Annotated in this window: 18 protein-coding genes; 8 read left to right on the plus strand and 10 right to left on the minus strand. The window is 59.7% G+C overall.

Going from position 1 to position 19,421, the window contains the following annotated elements; genetic code table 11:
- Positions 1–170 precede the first annotated feature (170 nt).
- The gene (ssmE, locus tag ACMGF7_RS19165; protein ID WP_004930487.1) at positions 171–503 is read left to right on the plus strand and encodes a multidrug efflux SMR transporter SsmE; all 333 of its coding nucleotides are present in this window, start codon (positions 171–173) and stop codon (positions 501–503) included.
- A gap of 477 nt (positions 504–980) precedes the next feature.
- Positions 981–1,235, plus strand: coding sequence for a DUF333 domain-containing protein (locus tag ACMGF7_RS19170; protein ID WP_197763517.1), 255 nt, complete (start codon positions 981–983; stop codon positions 1,233–1,235).
- 24 nt (positions 1,236–1,259) lie between these two features.
- On the opposite strand, the gene hslJ is transcribed toward ACMGF7_RS19170, so the two are convergent.
- Both hslJ and ACMGF7_RS19180 read right to left on the minus strand, forming a co-directional pair.
- Positions 1,260–1,688, minus strand: a complete 429-nt coding sequence (hslJ, locus tag ACMGF7_RS19175; RefSeq protein ID WP_004930479.1) for a heat shock protein HslJ — start codon at positions 1,686–1,688, stop codon at positions 1,260–1,262.
- Between the two features lie 50 nt (positions 1,689–1,738).
- The gene (locus tag ACMGF7_RS19180) at positions 1,739–2,731 is read right to left on the minus strand and encodes a 2-hydroxyacid dehydrogenase (protein WP_015377997.1); all 993 of its coding nucleotides are present in this window, start codon (positions 2,729–2,731) and stop codon (positions 1,739–1,741) included.
- Positions 2,732–3,198: 467 nt separating this feature from the next.
- Between ACMGF7_RS19180 and ACMGF7_RS19185 the strand changes: the two genes are divergently transcribed.
- From ACMGF7_RS19185 to ACMGF7_RS19195, 3 genes are read left to right on the plus strand one after another with little or no spacing between them, the layout of a single operon-like run.
- Entirely contained in the window at positions 3,199–5,811 is a 2,613-nt protein-coding gene (locus tag ACMGF7_RS19185; protein WP_164094912.1) for a YdbH family protein, read from the plus strand.
- Complete coding sequence (locus ACMGF7_RS19190; RefSeq protein ID WP_004930472.1) at positions 5,808–6,005, plus strand: YnbE family lipoprotein; 198 nt, start codon at positions 5,808–5,810, stop codon at positions 6,003–6,005. Before ACMGF7_RS19185 ends, ACMGF7_RS19190 begins: the two co-directional genes overlap by 4 nt.
- Positions 6,006–6,013: 8 nt before the next feature.
- Positions 6,014–6,337 (plus strand): YdbL family protein, encoded by a 324-nt coding sequence (locus ACMGF7_RS19195; RefSeq protein WP_015377995.1) that lies wholly within the window; start codon positions 6,014–6,016, stop codon positions 6,335–6,337.
- Between the two features lie 118 nt (positions 6,338–6,455).
- On the opposite strand, the gene azoR is transcribed toward ACMGF7_RS19195, so the two are convergent.
- Positions 6,456–7,061 carry an FMN-dependent NADH-azoreductase gene (gene azoR, locus ACMGF7_RS19200; protein WP_015377994.1) on the minus strand — a complete coding sequence of 202 codons (606 nt, stop codon included), beginning with the start codon at positions 7,059–7,061 and terminating at the stop codon, positions 6,456–6,458.
- Positions 7,062–7,330: 269 nt separating this feature from the next.
- Between azoR and hrpA the strand changes: the two genes are divergently transcribed.
- Complete coding sequence (gene hrpA, locus ACMGF7_RS19205; protein ID WP_197842845.1) at positions 7,331–11,218, plus strand: ATP-dependent RNA helicase HrpA; 3,888 nt, start codon at positions 7,331–7,333, stop codon at positions 11,216–11,218.
- A gap of 96 nt (positions 11,219–11,314) precedes the next feature.
- Here hrpA and ACMGF7_RS19210 read toward each other — a convergent pair whose 3' ends face one another.
- Together ACMGF7_RS19210 and asr are read right to left on the minus strand one after the other, a co-directional pair.
- On the minus strand, positions 11,315–12,127 hold the full coding sequence (locus tag ACMGF7_RS19210; RefSeq protein WP_033632938.1) for a trypsin-like serine peptidase: 813 nt from the start codon (positions 12,125–12,127) through the stop codon (positions 11,315–11,317).
- A gap of 294 nt (positions 12,128–12,421) precedes the next feature.
- Positions 12,422–12,697 (minus strand): acid resistance repetitive basic protein Asr, encoded by a 276-nt coding sequence (gene asr / locus ACMGF7_RS19215; protein WP_004930450.1) that lies wholly within the window; start codon positions 12,695–12,697, stop codon positions 12,422–12,424.
- Positions 12,698–12,881: 184 nt separating this feature from the next.
- On the opposite strand from asr, the gene ACMGF7_RS19220 reads away from it, so the two are divergent.
- Positions 12,882–13,787 carry an alpha/beta fold hydrolase gene (locus ACMGF7_RS19220; RefSeq protein WP_420286579.1) on the plus strand — a complete coding sequence of 302 codons (906 nt, stop codon included), beginning with the start codon at positions 12,882–12,884 and terminating at the stop codon, positions 13,785–13,787.
- Positions 13,788–13,954: 167 nt separating this feature from the next.
- Here ACMGF7_RS19220 and ACMGF7_RS19225 read toward each other — a convergent pair whose 3' ends face one another.
- The 4 genes from ACMGF7_RS19225 to folM all read right to left on the minus strand — a co-directional run bounded on the left by ACMGF7_RS19225 (position 13,955) and on the right by folM (position 18,313).
- Positions 13,955–15,454 carry a carboxypeptidase M32 gene (locus tag ACMGF7_RS19225; RefSeq protein ID WP_015377988.1) on the minus strand — a complete coding sequence of 500 codons (1,500 nt, stop codon included), beginning with the start codon at positions 15,452–15,454 and terminating at the stop codon, positions 13,955–13,957.
- A 34-nt stretch (positions 15,455–15,488) separates the two neighbouring features.
- Positions 15,489–16,793, minus strand: coding sequence for a two-component system sensor histidine kinase RstB (rstB, locus tag ACMGF7_RS19230; RefSeq protein WP_031299665.1), 1,305 nt, complete (start codon positions 16,791–16,793; stop codon positions 15,489–15,491).
- Positions 16,790–17,515 carry a two-component system response regulator RstA gene (rstA, locus tag ACMGF7_RS19235; RefSeq protein ID WP_004938307.1) on the minus strand — a complete coding sequence of 242 codons (726 nt, stop codon included), beginning with the start codon at positions 17,513–17,515 and terminating at the stop codon, positions 16,790–16,792. Before rstA ends, rstB begins: the two co-directional genes overlap by 4 nt.
- Before the next feature lie 75 nt (positions 17,516–17,590).
- Positions 17,591–18,313 (minus strand): dihydromonapterin reductase, encoded by a 723-nt coding sequence (gene folM, locus ACMGF7_RS19240; RefSeq protein WP_016927586.1) that lies wholly within the window; start codon positions 18,311–18,313, stop codon positions 17,591–17,593.
- 184 nt (positions 18,314–18,497) lie between these two features.
- Between folM and ACMGF7_RS19245 the strand changes: the two genes are divergently transcribed.
- Positions 18,498–18,908 (plus strand): hypothetical protein, encoded by a 411-nt coding sequence (locus ACMGF7_RS19245; protein WP_004938301.1) that lies wholly within the window; start codon positions 18,498–18,500, stop codon positions 18,906–18,908.
- A gap of 101 nt (positions 18,909–19,009) precedes the next feature.
- Here ACMGF7_RS19245 and ACMGF7_RS19250 read toward each other — a convergent pair whose 3' ends face one another.
- Positions 19,010–19,405: a pyridoxamine 5'-phosphate oxidase family protein gene (locus tag ACMGF7_RS19250; protein ID WP_049240882.1), complete on the minus strand. Its 396-nt coding sequence runs from the start codon at positions 19,403–19,405 to the stop codon at positions 19,010–19,012.
- Between the last annotated feature and the right edge of the window lie 16 nt (positions 19,406–19,421).

A 19,421-nucleotide genomic window follows, 5' to 3' on the forward strand; every position in this document is an offset into this window, starting at 1 on the left:
CAGAGGGGGCGAACGCGGCTTTATCGCGTTTGTGTGGCGGGTGATAAATCGTCAAAGGCATATTTCCTCACCGATTAGGGGCCGGCGGCAATAAATTGTTTTCACCGTTTAAAGACAATTTATTTCCGGCGCGTCATAATTGCGCATCGGCAAATTGACAGAAGAAAACCATGAGCGCATTTATGTATTTGACGATGGCGATAGTCGCGGAAGTGATCGCCACCACCATGTTGAAAGCCTCTGAGGGCTTTACCCGCCTGTGGCCGTCGCTGCTGGTGGTGCTGGGCTACGGCGTGGCGTTTTGGGGGCTGTCGATGGTGGTCAAGAGCATGCCGCTGGGCATCGTGTATGCGATTTGGTCGGGCATGGGGATTGTGCTGGTGTCGGTCGCCGCGGTGTTCGTTTATCAGCAAAAATTGGATTGGCCGGCGATCGTCGGCATGGGATTAATTATTGCCGGCGTGCTGGTGATTAATTTACTGTCGAAAGCCTCGGTGCACTGAGTGTTATTTTGATGTAAAAAAAGCCGGCGTGACAGCAAGTCGCGCCGGTTGAAGAATTCAGTCATCATTCACTGAAAATAGTGGAATGCTAATTACTTAGCGCCGCCAGCATAGACACAAATATCGTTCTCTCCGGTAGCAAAAAATGCGCCGCTGCAATGAAAGCACACGAAGATAATTAATACCGCTGTCGCGAGTAAAACTTCCTCGATGGCCGCGGTGACGTTATCACTTTTTTGCGTGCGGCCAGCGCCTGACAGCGAGTGGCGCCGTCACGGAAATATTCTGCAAACAAAATAAATGTTCGGCCGGCGCAAAAAAACGACAAATAATGGCTGGAATATATTTTCATTATTTATATATCGAGCTAGATTAAACAAGTTTGCATCAAAGATAGCGAAACGTGTCCGCCAAGTGACGCGCGTTATCAGCAATGGCGATTTTACACAGCGCAGTTCCGGGTTCAGGAGTGGGATAATGACGACATCAAAATGGCTGCTTGCCAGCGCCGTGCTGCTTTTAGCCGCCTGCAGCAGCAATAACGAAGAGCCAGTACAGCAGGGCAACAGTGCCAGAATCAATACGTTGCAGACCAGCGCCGATTGCGCGGCGGTCGGCGGCGTTACCACCATCGCGCACAACTTGAACGGTGAAGCGCTGCGCATGTGCCAGATGCCGAACGGCAAGCAGTGCGAAGAACGTACGCTGGCCCTGGGCAGCTGCGCCGGGTAAGCCCGCGGCGCCTGGCCTGCAGGATCAATACACCCAATCGCGCAGGGTATAAATAAGCGTGTGGCCGCTGCCGGTGAGCGTCAGCTGCTGTGCGTTTAGCGTCACTTCGGCGCCGTTTTCCAGCACGGTGCCAATCACCCGATCCCAGCGGTTGCGCGGCTCATCAGGGCACAGCTTGCGCGTGGTGGCCAGCGATTTCACCGTCAGCACGCCGTCGCGTAATTGCCCCTGGCCGAAAAAGCGGTTGCACATCGTGCCGGAGACATGCAGGTTCTCGCCGAACTCCAGATTGAGCAGGCCGCCGCCCGCCGGTGATTTTGCCGTTTCGCCATCCACGCTTTGCAACACGAAGTTGTGATGCAACAGATCGCCTGGCGTGACGGCCGTGTGTGGTTTCATGCTGCACCCCGCTAAGGCCAGCGCCGCAAGGGCGGCTACCGTGGTTTTTCTCATCGCGTTCTCTCAAATAAACAGGGCGCCGCAAGGGCGCCCCGAGGTTACGCTCAGGCGTTCAACTGGTTCGGGCAGGTTTCGCCGCGATCCAACTGGCTGATGTTCTGCAGCGTGGTTTGTGAAATGCTGGTCAGCGCCTCTTCAGTCAGGAAAGCCTGATGGCCGGTGAACAGCACGTTGTGGCAGGCCGAGAGGCGGCGGAACACGTCGTCCTGAATCACATCGTTAGACTTGTCCTCAAAGAACAGATCGCGTTCGTTCTCGTAGACGTCCATCCCGAGGGCGCCGATTTTTTGCTGCTTCAGCGCATCGATGGCGGCGGTGGAATCGATCAGCGCGCCGCGGCTGGTGTTGATCACCATTACGCCGTTTTTCATCATCGCGAAGGCGTCGGCATTCAGCAGGTGGTGGTTCTCCGGCGTCAGCGGGCAGTGCAGGGTGATCACGTCGGATTGCGCGTACAGCGTCTTCAGATCGACATACTCCGCGCCCAGTTCCAGCGCCTGTTCGCTCGGGAACGGATCGTAGGCCAGCAGTTTCATGCCGAAGCCTTTCAGAATGCGCATCGTCGCCACGCCGATTTTACCGGTGCCGATCACGCCAGCGGTGCGATTGTGCATGTTAAAGCCGATCAGCCCTTCCAGCGAGAAGTTGGCGTCGCGGGTACGCTGATAAGCGCGGTGAATACGGCGGTTCAGGCACATCATCATGCCGACCGCGTGTTCTGCCACGGCCTCCGGCGAGTAGGCCGGCACGCGCACCACCTTGATACCCAGTTCTTTGGCGGCGTCCAGATCGACGTTATTGAAACCGGCGCAGCGCAGGGCGAGAATTTCGACGCCCAGCGCCGCCAGTTCTTCGAGCACTTCACGGCTGCCGTCGTCGTTGACGAAGATACACACCGCCTTGCAACCGGCGGCCGTTTTGGCGGTTTTTTTACTGAGTAAAAAGTCGAAGAATTCCAGCTCATAGCCAAACTGCTGATTCACCAGTTCGAGGTATTTACGGTCATACTGTTTGGTACTGTATATCGCCAATTTCATCGTGGTTTCTCCACCGTGATTTTGTGATCAATTTAACAGATTTTAGTAAATTCGACAATTGGTTAGCCCGTTTCGACATAGCCGAAATCGCTGCTGCAAGACTGCGGTGGGCCTGGATACGATGGAGGGAAGACGACGGTGGCGGCAGGCGGCAAAAAAATCCCCACGGGGGTGTGGGGAATGGCTTCTCTAGTACATAGTTAGCTAGCAGCTAAACTTTTATTAGAATGGTTGCAAGACTATTAATCATCAACGGTAACAACAATAACAAAAGTCTGAAAACCGTCCTGTTTATGTGATGTATATGTAACGAAAATCTACAACCCCGCACACGTTTGCGCCAAAAAGGTGCAAATCGCTTCTGCGAGCCCGCTCGGCTTCACCCTATGTCAAATTCGTGCCATCATTATTGTCAATTCAGGCATAGACTTAACCAATGCCTAACTCAGGAACGAAGCAATCATTTAATGACCAGGCGATTGAAAGTATTCATAGGGACGGTGGCGGGCTGCGCAATCCTGGTGCTGGCGTTGTGGCAAACCTTGCCGCGCTGGCTGCCGGGGGTGTTATCGCATTGGTTGCCGGCGGGGAGCCGCCTGGAATTGCAGGGCAAATTGCACTGGCACCAGGGCGGGCTGGCGTTGGCGGGGGCGCGTTTCACTGCGCAAGATTGCCTGTTGGCCAACGTAGGGCCGACGCGGCTGGCTTATCGCCAGGGCCGCTGGCAGCTGTCGAGCGATAAGGTCAGCGTCGATAGCGCCTGTTTGTCAAAACTGCCGAGCGGCGACGCCAACAGCGCGCCGCTGGCGCTCGATCAGCTGCAGCAACAGCTGCCGCCGCTGGATCTCACCATTAATGACCTGACGCTCATTCCCTGGCAGCGCTATGCCGGCAAGCTGCAGCTTTCCTCCGGCCCCGACGGGCAACGTCTGCATTATCGGGGTCCGAATCTCAGCGCCGAGGCACAGCTGGATGAAAAACAGCAGCTGACGTTGCAGAGCCTGACCGTGGTTCCGCCCAACAGCGCACAACCTTTGCACCTCGCCGGCAAGATAACCATCCCGTTGGATCTGGCCAGCCTGCCGACGCAGGGCGCGTTGCAGGGGGAAATGCAAACCGCCTATCTGGAAAAACCGGTATTGCTGGACATGCGCTGGCAACAGCAGCAGGGCGTATTGACGGTGAGCGAGAAAGGCGACGATCGCCCGCTGGCGGTGTTGCCGTGGGAAGTCTCGCCGCAGCGGGTCAGCATCAAGCAGGGCGAGTGGCGTTGGCCGTACAGCGAGCAGCCGTTGAACGGCGGGCTCAGCATCGCGCTGCACGATTGGAGCAAAGGGCTGGATGAAACGGAGATCAGCGCGCGGCTGAACGTGATCACCGCGGGTCACAACGGCAAGGGCAATGCGGTGCTCACCCTCGGGCCGGGCAAGGTGGGGTTGACCGACAGCGATCTGCGCTTCCAACTGACCGGCCAGGCCAATCTGGCCGACTTTTCCACTACCGCGTCGATCCCGGGAGTGATCGGCGGCAGCATTCTCAACCCGACGCTGGTGCTGCAGCCCGGTTCGCTGCTGCGCCTGTGGGGCAAGGTGACGCCGGAAATGACGCTGGAAGAGGCGCGTTTGCCGCTGGCGGGCGTGAAGGTGACCGCCGCCGGCATCACCGGCCGCCTACAGGCGATTTTGAGCGCCAGCGACAGTTACTGGGGCCGCTTCAAGCTGCACCTGGACGGCCAGGCACAGGATTTCTGGCCGGACAAGGGCAACTGGCAATGGCGTTACTGGGGCAATGGCCGCTTGCCGCCGCTGCAGGCCGCCTGGGACGTCGCCGGCAGCGGCCGTTGGCGCGACAGTGAGTTGGTGCTCGACAAACTTTCCACCGGCTTCGATAAGTTGAAGTACGGTCTGGTGACGGTCGCCGCGCCGCGCCTGAGCCTCAATCAGCCGCTGCGCTGGCGGCGTGATGAACAAAGTCCGCAGTTCAACGGCGAGTTGCAGCTGGCGGCGGATAAGGTCAGCTTCAGCGACGGCGGCTATCTGCCGGCGCCGGTGCTGGCGCTGCAGGTAAACGGCCGTTCACCGGACAGTTTCCAACTGCAGGGCAAACTGCAGGCGCAACAGATTGGGCCGATCGCGCTGCGCGGCCGTTGGGACGGCGAACGTCTGCGCGGCGAAGCCTGGTGGCCGAAACAGTCGCTGAAGGTGTTCCAACCGCTGCTGGCGCCGGATCTCAATCTCACGCTGCGCGACGGCGAGTTTTACGCGCAGTCGGCGTTTTCCGCCGCTCGCGAACAGGGGTTCGAGGCCGGTGGCCACTGGGTGGTGAAAAACGGCGGCATGTGGCTGAAGGACGGCGAGATGAGCGGCCTGGATTTTATCCTGTCGTACCGGTTCAAGCAGCATCAGTGGCAATTGGGGGCCAAACAGCCGGTGTCGCTGCGCATCAAGTCTTTCACCAACCTGTTCGAGATGCAGAATATCTCCGCCGATCTGCAGGGCACCTATCCTTATAGCGAAAGGCAGCCGCTGACGTTGAGCAACGTCGGCGTGGACATGCTCAACGGGCATATCAGCCTGTCGGCGCTGCGGTTGCCGCAGCATGACGCTGCGGTGCTGAAGCTGGACAAGGTCGATCTCAGCGCGTTGTTCACCGCCCTGAAACCGAAGCAGTTCGCCATGTCCGGCCGGGTCGACGGCGAACTGCCGCTGTTCCTGAATCACCCGAAATGGCTGGTGCAAAACGGCTGGATCGCCAACGCCGGCACCCTGACGCTGCGGCTGGACAAAGACATGGCCGACGCCATCGGCAGCAATAACCTGGCGACCGGCGCGGCGATCGACTGGCTGCGCTACATGGAAATCAACCGTTCGCACGCCCGGGTCGATCTCGACAACCTGGGCGAGCTGACGCTGAGCGCGCGCATCGACGGCATCAATCCGCAGAAAAGCGCCAAGCGCGAGGTGATCCTGAACTATCGCCATCAGGAAAACGTGTTTCAGCTGTGGCGCAGTTTGCGCTTCGGCGACAATTTACAGGAGTGGCTGGAGCAGGCCCTCTCACAACCTGGGGAGCAACAATGAAAATCATGAGTGTGTCGGCGCTGGCAGCGGTGCTGTGCGTTTCGCTGCTGAGCGGCTGCGTGCCGCGCATCGAGGTGGCGACGCCGAAGGATCCGATCACCATCAATATGAACGTCAAGATCGAGCATGAGATTCATATCAAGGTGGATAAGGACGTCGAAAACCTGCTGAAAACCCAAAGCGGTCTGTTCTAGGAGCCGACATGAAAAAACGTTATGTGTGGCTGGCCGGCGCCGCCTGGCTGTTCAGCAGCGTGGCGATGGCGCTGACGCTGGATGAGGCGAAGCAGCAAGGGCGGGTGGGCGAAACCCTGAGCGGCTATATTGCGCCGGTGAAACAGGATGCGGAAACACTGGCGCTGGTGAAGCGCATCAACGCCGGCCGCGCCGAGAAGTATCAGGAAGTGGCGGACGGCAACCATATCGCCGTCGACGAAGTGGCGCGCATGGCGGGGCAGAAGCTGGTGACGCGTGCGCAGAGCGGCGAGTATGTGCGCGGCATCAACGGACAATGGTTGAAGAAATAAAAAAAGCGCGCCGTCTGGCGCGCTAAATGATACGGATAGATGATTATTATGAGGGTAGTGCAGGTTTGACAGGACTTGCCTTTTGTCCGGCAGGGGCACGGCGCCCCTGCGCAGGGTCTTAGGCAGCAACCACCTGAGACAGGGCCGCTTTGGCGTCTTCCTGTGCTTTGGTCGCCACTTCCGGGCCGTAGGCGATGCCTTCCGCGAAGACGAACTCCACGTCGGTAATGCCGATGAAGCCCAGGAACAGACGCAGGTAAGGTTCTACCAGGTCGGTTGGGGTGCCTTTATGGATGCCGCCGCGGCTGGTCAGGATCACGGCGCGTTTGTTTTTCACCAGGCCTTCCGGACCGTTTTCGGTGTAGCGGAAGGTCACGCCGGCGCGGGCAACCAGATCGAAATAGTTTTTCAGCTGGGTCGGGATGTTGAAGTTGTACATCGGTGCGGCAATCACGATGACGTCATTGGCCTGCAGCTCGGCGATCAGCTCGTCCGACAGCGCCAGCGCTTCTTGTTGACGCGGGGTCAACGGCGCATCGGAAGGACGCAGCGCGCCAACCAGTTCGCCGTCCAGCACCGGGATTGGCTGTGCGGCCAGATCGCGTACGGTGATGGTGTCGCCGCTATGGGCGTTGCTCCATTGCTCTACGAAGAAATCGGCCAGTTGGTTAGACTGAGAGTAGGTCGCCAGGATGCTTGATTTCAGAACCAATACGTTGCTCATCGATAATTCCTTACGTTGTGACAGTGACATCAGGACTCAGCGTCCCTTGCATGAAGTACATGCTATTCACATTCCTCCAACAGTGATAGCGCAATATTTCGAGATCTTCGTTCGATTTTATTGAATGACATGCCGAGGTTTTGCTCGCGGAAGTAGGGCGAAAAAGCCGTTTGTGATAGGCTGTGCGGCTAAAGCAAAAAAATCGCTAAAAAAACATTAAACCGTTGCCAAGCCTGGCCTTGGCGGCGAAGAAACAAGGAACACCGAACGTGAAATCTCCGCTCGAGGCACTGCCGGCCCAACTGGGCGAGCTGATGCTCCGCGATCAACAACGCCTGCGTCGTCGCCTGCAGGGCGCACGAAAAATCAAAAATCCCGATGCCCAGCTGGCGGTTGCCGCCGAAGTGGAAAGCGACATCGCGGCGGCGCGGCAAAAAGTGCTGGCGCGCGCCGCGTCTTGCCCGCGCATTACCTATCCGGAAAGCCTGCCGGTCAGTCAGAAAAAGCAGGACATTTTAAACGCTGTCCGCGATCACCAGGTGGTGATCGTCGCCGGGGAGACCGGTTCGGGGAAAACCACCCAGTTGCCGAAGATCTGTCTGGAGCTGGGGCGTGGGGTGAAAGGGCTGATCGGCCACACCCAGCCGCGCCGCCTGGCGGCGCGCACCGTCGCCAACCGCATCGCCGACGAGCTGGAAACCCCGCTCGGCGGCAGCGTCGGTTACAAGGTGCGCTTCAACGATCAGGTCGGGGAAAACACCCTGGTCAAGCTGATGACCGACGGCATCTTGCTGGCGGAAATTCAGCAGGATCGCCTGCTGATGCAGTACGACACGCTGATCATCGATGAAGCGCACGAGCGCAGCCTCAACATCGACTTTATTCTCGGCTACCTGCGCGAACTGTTGCCTAAGCGCCCGGATCTCAAGGTGATCATCACCTCGGCGACCATCGATCCGCAGCGCTTCTCGCGCCATTTCAACAATGCGCCGATCATCGAGGTTTCCGGCCGCACTTACCCGGTGGAGGTGCGTTACCGCCCGGTGGTCGACGACGGCGACGATACCGACCGCGACCAGCTGCAGGCGATTTTCGATGCGGTGGACGAGCTTGGGCGCGAAGGGCCGGGCGACATTCTGATTTTCATGAGCGGCGAGCGCGAGATCCGCGACACCGCCGACGCTCTGAACCGCCTCAATTTGCCGCACACCGAAGTGCTGCCGCTGTATGCGCGCCTGTCGAACAGCGAGCAGAACCGGGTGTTCCAGTCGCACCACGGCCGCCGCATCGTGCTGGCCACCAACGTGGCGGAAACCTCGCTGACGGTGCCGGGCATCAAATACGTCATCGATCCGGGCACCGCGCGCATCAGCCGCTACAGCTTCCGCACCAAGGTGCAACGCCTGCCGATCGAGCCGGTGTCGCAGGCTTCCGCCAACCAGCGTAAAGGGCGTTGCGGCCGCGTGTCGGAAGGGGTGTGCATCCGTTTATATTCCGAACAGGATTTCCTGTCGCGGCCGGCGTTTACCGATCCGGAAATTCTGCGCACCAACCTGGCGTCGGTCATTCTGCAGATGACCTCGCTGGGGCTGGGCGACATCGCCGCGTTTCCGTTCGTCGAAGCGCCGGATAAACGCAACATTCAGGATGGCGTGCGCCTGCTGGAAGAGCTGGGGGCGATCGCCACCGCCGACAACGGCCACTATCAGCTGACGCCGCAGGGCCGTCAGCTGGCGCAGTTGCCGATTGACCCGCGTCTGGCGCGCATGGTGCTGGAGGCGCAGAAGAGCGGCAGCGTGCGCGAGGTGATGATCATCACCGCCGCGCTGTCGATTCAGGATCCGCGTGAGCGCCCGATGGACAAGCAGCAGGCCTCGGACGAAAAACACCGCCGCTTCGCCGACAAAGACTCCGATTTCCTGGCGTTCGTCAACCTGTGGGATTATCTGCAGGAGCAGCAAAAGGCGAACTCTTCCAGCCAGTTCCGCCGGCTGTGCCGCAACGATTTCCTCAACTACCTGCGGGTGCGCGAGTGGCAGGATATCTATACCCAGCTGCGCCAGGTGGTGAAAGAGCTGGGGCTGCCGATCAACAGCACGCCTTCCGACTACCGCAGCGTGCACACCGCGCTGCTGACCGGCTTGCTGTCGCACATTGGCCAGAAGGATGCGGACAAGCAGGAATACACCGGCGCGCGCAATGCCCGCTTCTCGATCTTCCCCGGTTCCGGCCTGTTCAAAAAGCCGCCGAAGTGGACCATGGTGGCCGAACTGGTGGAAACCAGCCGCCTGTGGGGGCGCATCGCCGCGCGCATCGAACCGGAATGGATCGAGCCGCTGGCTCAGCATCTGGTGAAACACAGCTACAGCGAGCCGCACTGGTCGAAGTCGCAAGGGGCGGTGATGGCCAGTGAAAAGGTCACGCTGTTCGGTTTGCCGATCGTCGCGGCGCGCCAGGTCAATTACGGCGCCATCGATCCATTGCTGTGCCGTGAGCTGTTTATTCGCCATGCGCTGGTGGAGGGCGACTGGCAGACGCGCCACGCCTTCTTCCGTGAAAACCAAAAGCTGCGCGCCGAAGTGGAAGAGCTGGAGCATAAATCGCGCCGCCGCGACATTCTGGTGGACGACGAAACGCTGTTCGGCTTCTACGATCGCCGCATCCCCAACGACGTGGTTTCCGGCCGTCATTTCGACAGCTGGTGGAAGAATGCCGCCAAGCAGCAGCCGGATCTGCTGAACTTCGAAAAAGAGATGCTGATCAAAGACGGCGCCAACAAGATCAGCGCGCTGGACTACCCGAACTTCTGGCATCAGGGCAATCTCAAGCTGCGGCTGAGCTACCAGTTTGAACCGGGCACCGACGCCGACGGCGTGACGGCGCACATTCCGTTGCCGATCCTCAATCAGGTGGAGGAGCAGGGCTTCGAGTGGCAGATCCCCGGCATCCGCCGTGAGCTGGTGATCGCGCTGATCAAGTCGCTGCCGAAACCGGTGCGCCGCAACTTCGTGCCGGCGCCGAACTACGCCGAAGCGTTCCTCGGCCGCGTTACGGCGCTGGAATCGCCGCTGCTGGACGCGCTGGAGCGCGAGCTGCGGCGCATGACTGGCGTGACCGTGTCACGTGATGACTGGCAATGGGATCAGGTGCCCGATCACCTGAAAATGACTTTCCGCGTGGTGGGCGAGAAGAACCAGACGCTGCGCGAAGGCAAAGACCTGGCCGCGTTGCGCCTGCAGCTGAAAGAGAAGGTGCAGGAGACGCTGTCGGCGGTGGCCGATGACGGGCTGGAGCAGAGCAATCTGCATGTCTGGAGCTTTGGTCAACTGCCGGCGTTCTACGAGCAGAAGCGCGGCGGCTATTCGATGAAGGCCTACCCGGCGCTGGTGGATGAGAAGGACAGCGTGGCGATCCGTCTGTTCGACAGCGAAAGCGAGCAGCAACAGGCTATGTGGCAAGGTACGCGCCGTCTGCTGCTGCTGAATATTCCTTCGCCGATTAAGTACCTGCATGAAAAGCTGCCGAACAAGGCCAAACTGGGGCTTTATTTCAACCCGTACGGCAAGGTGCTGGAGCTGATCGACGACTGCATTTCGTGCGGCATCGACAAGCTGATCGCCGAACACGGCGGCCCGGTCTGGCAGGAAGAAGGCTTTGCGCGTTTGCAAGAGCAGATCCGCGCCGAGTTGAACGACACGGTGGTCGAGGTGGCCAAACAGGTTGAGCAGATCCTGACGGCGGTCTTCAACATCAACAAGCGGCTGAAAGGCCGGGTGGACATGTCGTTGGCGCTGGCGCTGTCGGACATCAAGACCCAGCTCGGTGGCCTGGTCTATCGTGGCTTCGTCACCGGCAACGGATGGAAACGCCTGCCGGACACGCTGCGCTACCTGCAGGCGATCGAGCGGCGGTTGGAAAAACTGGCTATCGATCCGCACCGCGATCGCGCGCAGATGCTGCGGGTGGAGCAGGTACAGCAGGCGTGGCAGCAGTGGCTGAACAAGCTGCCGCCGAAGCGACAGCAGGAGGAAGAGGTGAAGGCGGTGCGCTGGATGATCGAAGAGCTGCGCGTCAGCCTGTTCGCGCAGCAGTTGGGCACGCCTTACCCGATCTCCGACAAACGCATTTTGCAAACTATCGAGCAGCTTTCGGGTTAAGCTCGGGCGCGCCGGCCGGCAAGCGGCCGGCGCAGCGCAAGTTGAAATTCAGGGAACAGATAAACAGCCACGGCGCTTGATGCGCCGTGGCGAGAGCTACTTGCCCGCCGCCAGGGCGTCCAGCGCGTCGCGGATGCCGGGCACCGCCAGGGCGCGGTTATCGGCGCGATAGCGATCTTTCGCCGCCGGCGCCGAGCTTTGGATGGCGATCAGCTGCCAGCCGTCGGCGGTTTTCAACAGCAGCGGTGAGCCGCTGTCGCCGGGCAGGGTATCACACTGGTGCGACAATACGCCTTGCTGGGCCCAGCCGGTGACCTTGCAGTTTTGGTGGCTGTAGAGGTCATCCAGATGATCCTCCGGGTAACCCGCCTGAGTGATCAGCCGTTTGGCCTGTTTCAGGGCCTGGGTCAGCGCCTTGCTGTCGCCTTGCCACAGCGGCAACGGTGCGATCGGCAACGGCTTTTTGTCTTTCAGCCGGATCAGCGCAAAATCATAAGCGGCCGCAGCGGGCGGGACGATCCAGCCATCGCCGTCCGGCTTCAGCTTTTTGCCCAGCTTGCTGTCGACCAGGGTCTCGATATCGCCGGTTTGATACTGCCAGGATTTATCGCCTGCCACAAAGCGCAGAGCGATGGCTTTATCCAGTTGCCCGGGCGGCGCCAGCACGCAGTGGCCGGCGGTCAGCGCCAGGTGCGGGGAGATCAGCGTGGCGGTACACAGATTGCCGCTGGCGGTTTCGACCTGGCCGATGGCTTGCCACGGCTGGGCGGCGGTATCCGTGACCTTGATTCGTTCATCTTTGCCGAAAAACAGACGCGTTTGCTCGGCCTTGGACGGGCCGTCGGCGCGTGCCGCCTGAGCAGCGATGAGCGGGAGTGAGCACAGCAACAGTAAAACGGATATGCGCATAGATCTCTTGCCTGACAAATACGGATCATCCATAAACACACTGAATGCTAACTATAGACTGATTTAGCAGCCATGTGGATGGGCAATAATTGATTTTTCAATAATTTCCCGCCGGCAACGCGGCAGGCTACAGGTAAAAAAAGACGGCGATCAGTCCGCAAAGGATCAGGGCGGTCAGAACGATCTCGAACAGGTAGCGGCGCAGCATCAATGAGAACCCCCCGATGAAAAAACACCCGGCGAACCGGGTGTCGTACACGTCAAGCCTGAAGCGGTGAGGGGACCCTCACGTCATTACGCTTTTTTGTGGCTGGTTTTCTTGTGGTGCTTTTTAGCAGCCTGGGCTTTTTGCGCCGGGGCTTTCTTCACGGCTTTTTTGTGATGCTTCTTGGCCGCCTGCGCTTTCTGTACCGGCGCTTTCTTGCCGTGGTGTTTCACCTGAGCTTTAGCCGGCGCAGCGGTGGCGGTGGTGGCGGTAGCCGCAGGTGCGGTGGTGGCAGCCTCGGCAGCGAAAGCCACGGAAGACAGACCCATTGCAGCGGCAACAACCAGAGCTAATACTTTTTTCATCGTAGAATCCTCAACATGACTTTTGGGTATCAACCCCACTGCGGGGCCGTTGAAATGATAGTAGGCAAACGGCGCCCGGCTTTCCGTGAGTGATTGGTTTCGGCATGTAACCTAATGTACAGGGCGACGGCGGCGAGGGGATTGCTGCTATAATGGCCGCCAGGCGCGATAAAAGGGATTGAAAATGAACGAGATAGTGATTCGTTATGGCGTAACCGAACAGGGCGAGGTGCCGCTGGCCTATGAGGACTGGGGCGATGAGACGCACCCGCCGCTGCTGCTCATCATGGGCATCGGCGCGCAGCTGTTGCTGTGGCCTGACGATTTCTGCCGCGCCCTGGTGGCTCAGGGGTTTCGGGTGATCCGTTATGACAACCGCGACGTCGGCCTTTCCGGCAAAACGCAGGCGCAACGCACGCAGCCGTTGTGGCTGCTGATGCTGCGCGCCCAGCTCGGTTGGCAAACGCCGGTGCCTTATACCCTGGCGGACATGGCGACGGACGCGGCGCATCTGCTCGATCATTTACGCATCCCGCAGGCTCACGTACTGGGCGCTTCGATGGGGGGGATGATCGCCCAGGTGCTGGCCGCCGAATACCCGCAGCGCGTCGCCTCGTTATGCATCTTGTTCTCCAGCACCAATCAGCCGCTGTTGCCACCGCCGGCGCCTTCGCTGCTGTGGCTGTTGGTGCGCCGGCCGGCGGCCGATTTGACGCTGCAGCAGCGCCACGAGGGAATGAAGGCCTTCCTGCGCGCGCTCGGTACCCGGTTTTATCCGCCGGAGGAGGCGGAGCTGGATGCATTGGTGAATCGGTTGTTGAAGCGGGGCGTGGATCCCGAAGGCGTGCAGCGGCAACTTTCCGCGTTGCTCGGCAGCGGCGATCTGCGTCGCTACAGCCGGCGCATAGCCGCGCCGACGCTGGTCATTCACGGCGATCGCGATCGGCTGGTACGCAAGGCGGGTGGAGTGGCGATCGCCCGCGCGGTCGTCAACGCCAAATTGCATATTATGCCGGGCATGGGGCATGACCTGCCTGCGCCGTTGAGGCCGCAGCTGGCGGCGATGATCGCCCGTCATGCGCTGGGATGAGAAGCCGGAAGACCGGCGTTTTTTGCTACTTTAGTTACAACATACTAATGGTGGGAGGCCACCTGCCACTCTGTAGCCAAGGCGATGTCGGCAAAGAACGTGCGTTATGAAGCATTATCCGGTCTAGCAGGCGGGAAAATGGCGCGGCAGGGCCGCGCCAGGGGAGATTACAGGTAGCGGTTTTCCAAATGCTGGCGGAAGTAGCGTGGGTTGAGCGCTTCGCCGGTTGCGTTGGCGATCAGCGTCTCGGTCGGGAAACGGCTGCCGTGGCGCCAGATGTTGTGCTGCAACCAGTGGAACAGCGGCTGCAGGTTGCCGGCGGCGATATCTTCGTTCAGCGAAGGCAGGGCCTGACGCACGCTGTGGAACAGCTGCGCGGCGTACATCGCGCCGAGGGTGTAAGTCGGGAAGTAGCCGAAGGCACCGTCGGTCCAGTGAATATCCTGCATGCAGCCGTTGCGGTAGTTGCCGATGGTGTCGAGGCCGAGGTAAGCACTCATCTTCTCATTCCACAGCGCCGGAATGTCTTCCACTTCGATATCGCCTTCGATCAGTGCTTTTTCAATTTCGTAGCGCAGGATGACGTGAGCAGGATAGCTCACTTCGTCGGCGTCGACGCGGATCAGGCCCGGTTTAACGCGCTGGTTGAGGCGAATGAAGTTGGTCTCTTCCAGCGCCGGCTGTTCGCCAAACTGCGCGGTGACTAACGGACGCAAGATTTTCAGGAATTCATTGCCGCGCGCCAGCTGCATTTCGAACAGCAGGCTCTGCGATTCGTGGATAGCGGTAGAACGGGCCAGGGCGACCGGCTGGCCAAGCAGATCGCGCGGCAGGTTTTGCTCGTAGCGGGCGTGGCCGGTCTCGTGCACGATGCCGAGCAGCGCGGTCAGAAACTCTTTCTCGTTGTAACGCGTGGTGATGCGTACATCTTCCGGCACGCCGCCGCAGAACGGGTGGGCGCTGACGTCGACGCGGCCATTGTCGAAGTTGAAACCGAGCAGTTTCATCACGCTCAGGCTCAGCTGACGCTGGGTGTCCACATTAAACGGGCCTTGTGGCGCCTGGCAGGGCTCATTAGCTTGTTTGGCCACCACGCGCTGCAGCAGATCCGGCAGCCAGGTTTTCAGATCGCCGAAGATGCGGTCGAGATCGCTGCTGCGCATGCCTGGCTCATACAGGTTGAGCAGGGCATCATAACGGCTTGTGCCTGCCGCCTGCGCGCGGATCTGCGCCTCTTCCCGGCTGAGCTTGACCACCTCGCGCAGGTTGTCGGCGAAGCCGTCCCAATCGTTGGCCGGGCGCTGGGCGCGCCAGGCGTGTTCGCAGCGCGCACCCGCGAGCGACTTGGCCTCGACCAGCGACGCCGGCAGCAGCACGGCGTCTTCATATTGGCGGCGCATCTCGCGCAGGTTGGCGCGGTCGAGTTCGTCCAGCGTCTCTTGCTGCGCGCGATCCAACAGCGCGCCGGTGCTTTGTGCCGTTAAAATCTGGTGCTGCAGTACGCTCAGCTCGGCCAGCGCTTCGGAGCGCGCCTTGCTGCCGCCCGGTGGCATCATGGTTTGCATGTCCCAACCGGCGATGGCGGACAGGTGGCCGAAACGCGACAACCGGCTGAACAGGGCGCGCAGGTGATCGTAAGCAGACGTGTTGGAATGTGCAGATGTCATTATTATTCGGCTCCAATGAGAAGGTCTGGCGGCATTATGCCAGATCGGCTTTTAAACTGAATGTCGGCTTTACCGGCCAGCAGAAACGGAAACTGGCGCCGCCGAGCGAACTGCCTTCGACGAACACCTGCCCCTGGTAGGCGACGGCGATGGAATGGACGATGGCCAGTCCCAACCCGCAGCCGCCGGTAGCGCGATCGCGGCTGGGGTCGAGACGGACGAAAGGTTCAAACACCCGTTCACGCTCTTCCGGCGGAATGCCCGGCCCGTCATCCTCGACCTGCAAGCAGGCGAGGTCGCCGTCAAACCACAGGCCGACGCGCAGACGCTGTTCGGAATAGCGCAGCGCGTTGTTGACCAGGTTGTCGAGCACGCGCTCCATCAGGCGCAGATCGACGCCGCCGAAGTCGCCGACGTGTGGGATATCGAGCTGGATGTCACGTTCCTGATGAATAAGACGGATATCATCGACCTTGTCCTCAAGCCATTTTGGCAGATCGATGGGTTCAATGTTTAACGCAACCTGCGGGCGGTCCAAACGGGCATAGGTCAGCAGCTCGTCGATCAGCGACTCCAGCTGGCCGATATCGCGGTTCAGCGCCTGCTGCTCGCTTTCGGACAGATTATCGCTCATTTCGAGCCGGTAACGCAGGCGCACCAGCGGCGTTCGCAGCTCGTGCGCGATGCCGTCGATCAGCTGTTTCTTGCTGGCGATCAGGGTGTTGACGCTGTCGGCCATCTGGTTGAACGCCACGCCGAGCCGGCTCAGGCTGGAGGTGGGATCGAAGTGGGTGCGCTCATCCAGATGCCCGGCGCCGAGCCGCTGGGCGGCGTTTTCCAATTTGAGCAGGTCTTGCCAGTGCGGCCGCATCCACAGAAACACCGGCAGCGCCAGCGACATGCCGATAAACACCAGCAATACCAGATCCAGCAGGCGCATCTGGTGCAGGTAGAACAGATAAGGAATGGGGCCGACCACTAACACGTAGTGGCTGCGCGGAATGCGCTGCATAAAGGTGTACTGATCGTCGAGGGCGATGATTTCCCCCAGCCGCAGCCGTTTTTTCAGATCCTCGCTCAGCGCCTGTTTGCCGAGCGGTTCGATATGCAGTTTGAACGACAGATTGAGATCCAGCGTGGCAATGGTCTTGTTCCAGTCCTTCAACGGGATTTCACGCAGCTCGCTGCGCATCAGGTACAGCGAACTTTTCATCAGATCGTCCATCGACTGGCGGCCGGCGCGCTCGGCGGTCACCTTGTACACCAGGCCAACCAGCATCGCCATCACCAGAAAACAGACGAACAGCAACAGGAAGAACTGGACGAAAAGTTTTCTCATTGTTGCACCGATGCCCAGGCGTTAGGGGCGAACAGATAGCCTTTATTGCGCACGGTCTTGATGCGGAACGGTTCCAGCGCGTTATCGTACAGCTTGCGGCGCAGGCGGGAGATCGCCACGTCGATGCTGCGATCCATGCCGTCATAGCTTACGCCGCGCAGGTTTTGCAGCAACGCCTCACGATCCATGATCTGCCCGGCGTGGGTCGCCAATTCCCACAACAAATCGAAATCCGAGGTGGACAGGGTGATCGTCTCTTCGCCCAGCGTGACCTGCCGGTTGACCGGATCGATGCACAACAGCCCGAAATGCAGCGCGTTGTGCTGGGTGAGCGGCTGAACCGACTCTTCTTTCGGCTGCTGGCTGTGTTGGCGCAGGTGCAAACGCAGGCGGGCCAGCAACACCGCCGGCGGCGTGGTTTTCAGGATATAGTCGTTGGCGCCCATCTCCAGCGACAGAATATGGTTCATGTCGCTGTCGAGCGAGGTGAGCAGCACGATCGGGCCGGGGAAGGTAGGGCGCAGATCGCGGCACAGCGTCATGCCGTCTTTGCCGGGCAGCATGATGTCCAGCAGCACCAAATCGGGTTGCTCGCGCTCAATGCGCGCCTGCGCGCTGTCGCCGCGCGGTTCGATCAGCACCTCGATGTCGTGTTTGCCCAGATAGGCGGCGATCAGCTTGCCGACTTCAGGATCGTCTTCCACAAAAACAATTTTATGCATATGCCCGTGTTTTAATAAGAAAAGCGGATTTCAGCATAGCGCGGCCTACAGCGATGCGCCATGCGGATCTTTGCCTCAGCGCAGCGGCCGCCCGCCGTCGACGCCGTGGGTGCGGCCGGTCACGTAACGGCTCTCCAGCAGGTAGTTCACCAGATTGACCACTTCGCTCTCGCCCGGCGCGACCTTCATCAGCGATTTCGCCAGCGCTTGTTGGCGGTAGGCTTCATCGTCGCCCGGATTGAAGATGATCAGCGCCGGCGCGATGGCGTTGACTTTCACCTCCGGCGCCAGCTTGCGGGCGAACGATCGGGTCATATTGTCCAGCGCGGCCTTGCTGGCGGCGTAGGCGATATGTTTGTCGCTGCCTTTTTCCACCACGTAGTCGGTCAGATGGATAATGTCAGCGCCTGCCTGGCCCTGGCCGGTCAGGCAAGATTCGAGCAGTTGGTTGAGCAAATAGGGCGTATAGACGTGAATTTGCAGCATCGCCGCCATCACTTGCTCCGGCGGCACTTCTGCCGACTCGGCCTGCCAGGCGCTGGCGTTGTGGATCACCGCGCGCAATTTGGGCGCCACCTGCCGCACCTGGTCGGCGAAACGGTAGATACCTTCGTGCGTGGAAAAATCGCCTTGAATGCAACTGGCGCCCAAGGCTTTCAACTCGGTCATCGCCGGATATTCGCTGCGATAGGCGATGATGACGGGAACGCCGCGCTGGAGAAACGCTCTGGCGAGCGCCAGCCCGATGCGCCGCGCGCCGCCGGTTATCAGCACCGGGGCAGAGTTGGGGTGTTCCATTGATTAAAGCTCCTGGACAGACTGGCAAACAATAGGGGAATTATGCCATCATACGGCGGAAAGTCGTTAAAGCTTCGCATGATTATCCATTTCTGGATGTAAGATCCCCAATGCGTTTCAGGTTGCCGCCCGGCGGCGGCTTGAAAGACCACGGGTTAACACTGGCCATGAGAGGAATGAGGGGATGAACAGCAATCACCTTGCATCCATCGCGCGCAGTGAGAAAATCTGTTTCGACTATATGGATTTTCTGTCCGCATCGTGCAGGAAGCACTGGCGCTTTGTTGATGCTATTTATGGTGTGATGCCGATCTTCGGCATGGTGTTGAAATCGCGCGTGACCACGTCACAAACGCGCAAAGAGCAGTTGAAAGAGCTGGCGCTGCAAGTGGTGTCGACACAGGTCAGCGATGAAACCAATATCGTACGCCTGATTGACCTGGCGCAACAGCAGGGCCTGACGGTGTTTGATATTCAGTTGCCCTATGCGCTGGAAGCGCAACAGCTGGCGGCCATTCAAAAAGAGTGCGAGGAAGGCATTGCGATCGCCCTGGTGGGTGAGCGCATGACCATCACCATTCCCCCTAAAAGCTGACCGGGTGTACCGCCCCGGCCGCCCGTTCATGGTTAGGCAATTGACTTACCGCGATGGCCTAACCATGAACGTGATGTCTCAAGCCGCATGACGGCCGGCGTCTAGAGCTGGGTCCCGGCATTCGGGCCGGAGCGCAGGGTATAAATACTGTCTATATGAATTAACACCGCGTACTTCGGCGGCTTCATCCCATTTTTTTCCGCAAACGTCAACGCATCGTCAAACGGCTTGCCCGCCAGAAACAGTTCGGGCGTGCCAACGAAGCGGTAACCGTCCAGCGCCTCGCGATCGATGATCACCACGGCCATTTTCGAGCCGGCCTTGATGTTTTTCAGCGTTTGGCCACCGGTATTTTCGTTGTAAATCAGCGTACGGTCATCATAGAGGCGCAAAGAGCGCTTGGGGCCGATATCGGGAACGCCGTTCGGGCTGCTGGTCGCCTGCACAGGCAGCTGTTTAGCCAGCATCTTCTTCATCTCGTCATTCAATTCTTTCATTACAGATGACCCTCAG

The organism is Serratia sp. BNK-17 (assembly GCF_048684935.1).
In the GTDB taxonomy this organism is placed as follows: domain Bacteria; phylum Pseudomonadota; class Gammaproteobacteria; order Enterobacterales; family Enterobacteriaceae; genus Serratia; species Serratia nematodiphila.

Coding starts and splice junctions, on each gene's coding strand:
- ssmE (WP_004930487.1), top strand. CDS start 171: ATGAGCGCATTTATGTATTTGACGATGGCGATAGTCGCGGAAGTGATC.
- ACMGF7_RS19170 (WP_197763517.1), top strand. CDS start 981: ATGACGACATCAAAATGGCTGCTTGCCAGCGCCGTGCTGCTTTTAGCC.
- hslJ (WP_004930479.1), bottom strand. CDS start 1,688: ATGAGAAAAACCACGGTAGCCGCCCTTGCGGCGCTGGCCTTAGCGGGG.
- ACMGF7_RS19180 (WP_015377997.1), bottom strand. CDS start 2,731: ATGAAATTGGCGATATACAGTACCAAACAGTATGACCGTAAATACCTC.
- ACMGF7_RS19185 (WP_164094912.1), top strand. CDS start 3,199: ATGACCAGGCGATTGAAAGTATTCATAGGGACGGTGGCGGGCTGCGCA.
- ACMGF7_RS19190 (WP_004930472.1), top strand. CDS start 5,808: ATGAAAATCATGAGTGTGTCGGCGCTGGCAGCGGTGCTGTGCGTTTCG.
- ACMGF7_RS19195 (WP_015377995.1), top strand. CDS start 6,014: ATGAAAAAACGTTATGTGTGGCTGGCCGGCGCCGCCTGGCTGTTCAGC.
- azoR (WP_015377994.1), bottom strand. CDS start 7,061: ATGAGCAACGTATTGGTTCTGAAATCAAGCATCCTGGCGACCTACTCT.
- ACMGF7_RS19210 (WP_033632938.1), bottom strand. CDS start 12,127: ATGCGCATATCCGTTTTACTGTTGCTGTGCTCACTCCCGCTCATCGCT.
- asr (WP_004930450.1), bottom strand. CDS start 12,697: ATGAAAAAAGTATTAGCTCTGGTTGTTGCCGCTGCAATGGGTCTGTCT.
- ACMGF7_RS19220 (WP_420286579.1), top strand. CDS start 12,882: ATGAACGAGATAGTGATTCGTTATGGCGTAACCGAACAGGGCGAGGTG.
- ACMGF7_RS19225 (WP_015377988.1), bottom strand. CDS start 15,454: ATGACATCTGCACATTCCAACACGTCTGCTTACGATCACCTGCGCGCC.
- rstB (WP_031299665.1), bottom strand. CDS start 16,793: ATGAGAAAACTTTTCGTCCAGTTCTTCCTGTTGCTGTTCGTCTGTTTT.
- rstA (WP_004938307.1), bottom strand. CDS start 17,515: ATGCATAAAATTGTTTTTGTGGAAGACGATCCTGAAGTCGGCAAGCTG.
- folM (WP_016927586.1), bottom strand. CDS start 18,313: ATGGAACACCCCAACTCTGCCCCGGTGCTGATAACCGGCGGCGCGCGG.
- ACMGF7_RS19245 (WP_004938301.1), top strand. CDS start 18,498: ATGAACAGCAATCACCTTGCATCCATCGCGCGCAGTGAGAAAATCTGT.
- ACMGF7_RS19250 (WP_049240882.1), bottom strand. CDS start 19,405: ATGAAAGAATTGAATGACGAGATGAAGAAGATGCTGGCTAAACAGCTG.